The organism is Nocardioides sp. (assembly GCF_031422975.1).
Taxonomy (GTDB): Bacteria; Actinomycetota; Actinomycetes; order Propionibacteriales; family Nocardioidaceae; genus Nocardioides.
Genome location: NZ_JANPEO010000214.1, coordinates 1 through 4,361 on the forward strand (window position 1 = coordinate 1; position 4,361 = coordinate 4,361).

At 69.3% G+C, this 4,361-nt stretch carries 5 protein-coding genes; all 5 read left to right on the forward strand.

Annotation, left to right across the window (positions count from 1 at the left end; all coding sequences use genetic code 11):
• Window positions 1-946 (forward strand): NAD(P)-dependent oxidoreductase (locus tag RMO85_RS06405; protein WP_310527667.1); only part of this gene is annotated, 946 nt, incomplete at its 5' end.
• Window positions 943-2,430, forward strand: a complete 1,488-nt coding sequence (locus RMO85_RS06410) for an NAD-dependent succinate-semialdehyde dehydrogenase (protein WP_310527670.1) — start codon at window positions 943-945, stop codon at window positions 2,428-2,430. The genes RMO85_RS06405 and RMO85_RS06410, both read left to right, overlap by 4 nt.
• Complete coding sequence (locus tag RMO85_RS06415) at window positions 2,430-3,206, forward strand: SDR family oxidoreductase (protein WP_310527671.1); 777 nt, start codon at window positions 2,430-2,432, stop codon at window positions 3,204-3,206. Before RMO85_RS06410 ends, RMO85_RS06415 begins: the two co-directional genes overlap by 1 nt.
• Window positions 3,207-3,261: 55 nt before the next feature.
• Entirely contained in the window at window positions 3,262-3,573 is a 312-nt protein-coding gene (locus tag RMO85_RS06420) for an FAD-binding protein (RefSeq protein WP_310527677.1), read from the forward strand.
• Window positions 3,574-3,587: 14 nt separating this feature from the next.
• A partial coding sequence (locus tag RMO85_RS06425; RefSeq protein ID WP_310527680.1) for an FAD-binding oxidoreductase occupies window positions 3,588-4,361 on the forward strand: 774 nt, incomplete at its 3' end.

Sequence of the window (4,361 nt, forward strand, 5' to 3'; positions counted from 1 at the left end):
GACACGTTCGACGATGCAGCTCAACAACCCACCTAGGATCGGCTTCATCGGACTGGGGAGCATGGGCTCTGGGATGACCCGGAACCTCCTCAATGCCGGCTTCCCCGTGGTCGTCCACGATGTCCGCACGGAGGTCCTGGAGGAGTACGCCGCGCTGGGGGCGGAGGTCGCAGCCAGCGCGGCCGGGCTCGCGGCCGACACCGACGTGGTCATCACCATGCTGCCCACCCCGGCGATCGTGAAGGACGTCCTCGAGGGGACCGACGGGATCCTGGCCGGTCTGCCGGACGGCGGGACGTGGATCGACATGTCCACCTCAGTGCCTGCCGTCGCCGACGACGTACGGCGCAGGCACGCGCACCGCGGTGTCGTGGTGATCGACGCACCGGTCAGCGGTATGGCGCACGGGGCGGCCGACGGCATGCTCCAGATCTTCGTCGGTGGCGACGCCGACGCGGTGGCGACGTGGCGGCCGGTCTTCGAGGCCATGGGCGACCCGGAGCGGATCCTTCACGTCGGGCCGCACGGTGCCGGGTATGCCACCAAGCTGATGATCAACCAACTGTGGTTCTCCCACTTGGTGGCAACCGCCGAGGTGCTGGCGGTCGGGGTGCGGGCGGGGGTGCGCCTCGACGTGCTCCGCAACGCCCTCATGGCGAGCCCGGCCGACAGCAACTTCCTGCGCCAGGACGTGCTGTCGATCCTGGACCACGGTGACTATGACGAGGGATTTGCGATCGCGCTTGCCTGCAAGGACCTCGGGCTCTCGATCGACCTGGCCCGCGCAGTCGGTGTCTCGGTGGAGCTGTCGTCACTGGTCGAGCAGGTCTATCGCCGGGCGCGCGCGACGTATGGAGACGCGGCGGGGGAGATGACTCCCTTCCAGCTCTACGAGGACCTGGTGGGTCACCCGCTGCGCCTCGATAAGATCGAGGTCGTTCAATGAGCGCGGGCACCGACCAGGACCTGTTGGCGTCCGTCCCCACCGGCCTGCTCGTCGGAGGTGCGTGGGTGGCGGCGCAGGGCGGCAAGACCTTCGAGGTGATCGACCCCGCGCACGGCACCGTGCTGCTCGAGGTGGCCGACGCTGGTCCGGAGGACGGCGTGGCTGCCTTGGCGGCGGCGCACGCGGCGCAGGAAGGCTGGGCGCGCATGGCGCCCCGGGCGCGTGCCGAGATCCTGCGGCGGGCGTTCACGCTCGTGACCGAGCGTGCCGAGGACTTCGCCCGGCTGATCACCCTCGAGATGGGCAAGCCGCTGGCCGAGTCGCGGGGCGAGGTGGCCTATGGTGCCGAGTTCCTGCGCTGGTTCAGTGAGGAGGCGCCGCGCATCTCGGGGCGTTACTCCACTGCACCGGATGGCGCGAACCGACTGCTCGTCAGGAAGCGCCCCGTTGGGCCGTCACTGCTGATCACGCCGTGGAACTTCCCGCTGGCGATGGCGACCCGCAAGATCGCCCCGGCCGTGGCCGCCGGTTGCACGATGGTGCTCAAGCCGGCCGAGCTGACCCCGCTGACGTCGATGCTCTTCGCGCAGCTGATGAGCGAGGCGGGCCTGCCGGACGGCGTGCTCAACGTCATCGCGACGACGCGGCCGGGTGAGGTCACGGGGCCGCTGATCGCCGACGACCGGTTGCGGAAGCTCTCCTTCACCGGCTCGACCGCGGTGGGCCGACGGCTGCTCGCGCAGGCCTCCGACCAGGTGCTGCGCGTCTCCATGGAGCTCGGGGGCAACGCTCCTCTGATCGTGTGCGAGGACGCGGACGTCGAGGAGGCGGTCTCGGGTGCCATCACGGCCAAGATGCGCAACGGCGGAGAGGCCTGTGTCGCGGCCAACCGCATCCTCGTGCACCGTGACGTCGCCGAGGAGTTCACCCGGAGCTTCGTGGCGCGGATGGAGTCGTTCGTGCTGGGTCCCGGCAACGAGGACGGCACCACGCTCGGCCCGCTCATCGATGAGCGGTCGCGGGACAAGGTCGCCGGCATGGTGGCGGATGCCACGCAGGCGGGCGCGACCGTCGTCACCGGCGGCTCGGTCCCGGCCGGCGCCGGCTACTTCTACCCCGCCACCGTGCTCACCGGCGTCACCCCGGGCATGGCGATCGTGCAGGACGAGATCTTCGGCCCGGTCGCCCCCATCGTGGTGTTCGACGACGACGCCGAGGCCGTCCGAGTGGCCAACGCGACGCCGTACGGACTCGTGGCATTCGTGTTCACGCGCGACCTGGATCGCGCCTTCCGCTACTCCGAGCGGCTGGAGAGCGGGATGATTGGCCTCAATACCGGGGTGGTCTCCAACCCGGCGGCTCCCTTCGGAGGAGTGAAGGCCTCCGGGCTCGGCCGCGAGGGCGGTGCCGAGGGGATCGAGGAGTATCTCGAGACGGTCTACATCGGGATCCGCGACCCGTTCGCGTCGGAGGTCAGTGACTGATGGAGATCACCGACTTCACCCTCGACGCGTTCTCGCTGGTCGGCAAGCGGGCCATGGTCACGGGCGGCAACACCGGCCTGGGTCGGGCCTTCACGCTAGCTTTGGCGCGGGCCGGTGCGGACATCTTCGTCCCGGGCCTGGCCGAGGACGATGGCACGACCGAGGCGCTGGTCACCGGCAGCGGACGGCGCTATGCGTTCGCCGAGGCCGACATTGCGCGCGCCGGCGCGCCAGCCGCCATGGTGGCGCGCTGCGTCGAGGAGCTCGGCGGGCTGGATATCCTCGTCAACTCCGCCGGGATCTGCCTGCTCGCCGAGGTCGCCGACTTCGACCGCGCGCAGTGGGACCCGATGATCGCGGTGAACCTGACCGCGGCCTTCGAGATGGCTCACCACGCGAGCCGGGAGATGGTGGCGCAGGGGAGCGGCAAGATCATCAACATCGCCTCGCTCTTCTCCTACCTGGGTGGGCGGAAGTCGCCGGCGTATGCCGCCAGCAAGGCGGGGATCGTTGGCTTCACCAAGGCCTACTGCGACGAACTCGCCGTGCACAACGTGCAGGTCAACGCGGTGGCCCCGGGCTACTTCGCGACCGCGATCACGACCGCGACCCGAGCCGACGAAGACGCCAACCGCCGCATCGTCGAGCACATCCCCGCCGGTCGCTGGGGCGACCCGGCCGACCTGATGGGCGCCACCGTTTTCCTCGCCTCCTCCGCGTCCAACTATGTCAACGGGCACGTGCTGGTCGTCGACGGCGGCTACCTAGTCCGCTGACCCCTCTGACGTCCCACCACACTCTCTGACCGTGCTTACCAGAAAGGCTTCACCGATGGTTGTCTCCCGATCGGACCTCAGCCGCTCCGACATCGTCCGCGCGGTCACCGACTTGCTCGGCGCCGACCAGGTGGACACCGACGAGCAGCGGCTGCGACTCGCCAGCGTCGACCGGTTCCGCAAGTACACCTCCGTCCACGGGATCTTCGAGGGACCGCAGCCAGCGGCGATCGTCTACCCCACCTCCACCGACGAGGTGGCCGCGCTGCTCGACTTCGCGCACCGCGAGCTTGTCGCCGTCGTGCCCAGATCGGGCGGCACGAGCACCGAGGGTGGGCTCGAGACGGTCGTCGACGACGCATGGTGATCGACGGGTCCCGGATGGACCAGATCCTCGAGATCGACACCGAGGACATGATGGTCACCGTGCAGTGCGGAACCGCGCTGCAGGTGCTCGAGGACACACTGCGACCGCTCGGCTTCACCACCGGACACTCCCCGCAGTCGAAGCCCATCGCTCAGATGGGCGGTCTGGTCTCGACCCGATCGATCGGGCAGTTCTCCACGCTCTACGGAGCCATCGAGGACATGGTCGTGGGCCTGGAGGCGGTCTTCCCGGGCGGCCGGATCGTCCGGGTCAAGAACGTCCCGCGCCGGGCCGCGGGACCCGACATCCGGCACGTGGTGATCGGCAACGAGGGCGCCCTGGCCTACATCACCGAGGTGACGGTGAAGCTGTTCCCGTGGGTGCCCGACACCACCCGCTACTTCGGCTTCCTGGTGCCAAACTTCGGTGACGCGATCGCGATGCTGCGTGAGATCGTGACCGCCGGCTACCGCCCGTCGGTGGCCCGCGCCTACTCACCCGAGGATGCCCGCCAGCACTTCCCCGACCATCCCATGGACCAGAACCTCGTCGTGCTGACGGCCGAAGGCCCCGCCCCCCTCGTGGAGGCGACGAGTCGGGCCATCGAGGAGATGGCAGCCGGGGTGGCCCACACACGCGTGCCCGATGGAGACATCCGCCGGTGGTTCGAGGCGCTCAACTGGGGGCCCGAGAAGATCGAGGCCGAGAAGAAGACGATGCTGGAGACGGCCCACCTCGGCTACACGACCGAGGTGTCCGTGGACTGGTCGCGCACCGCAGAGCTCTAC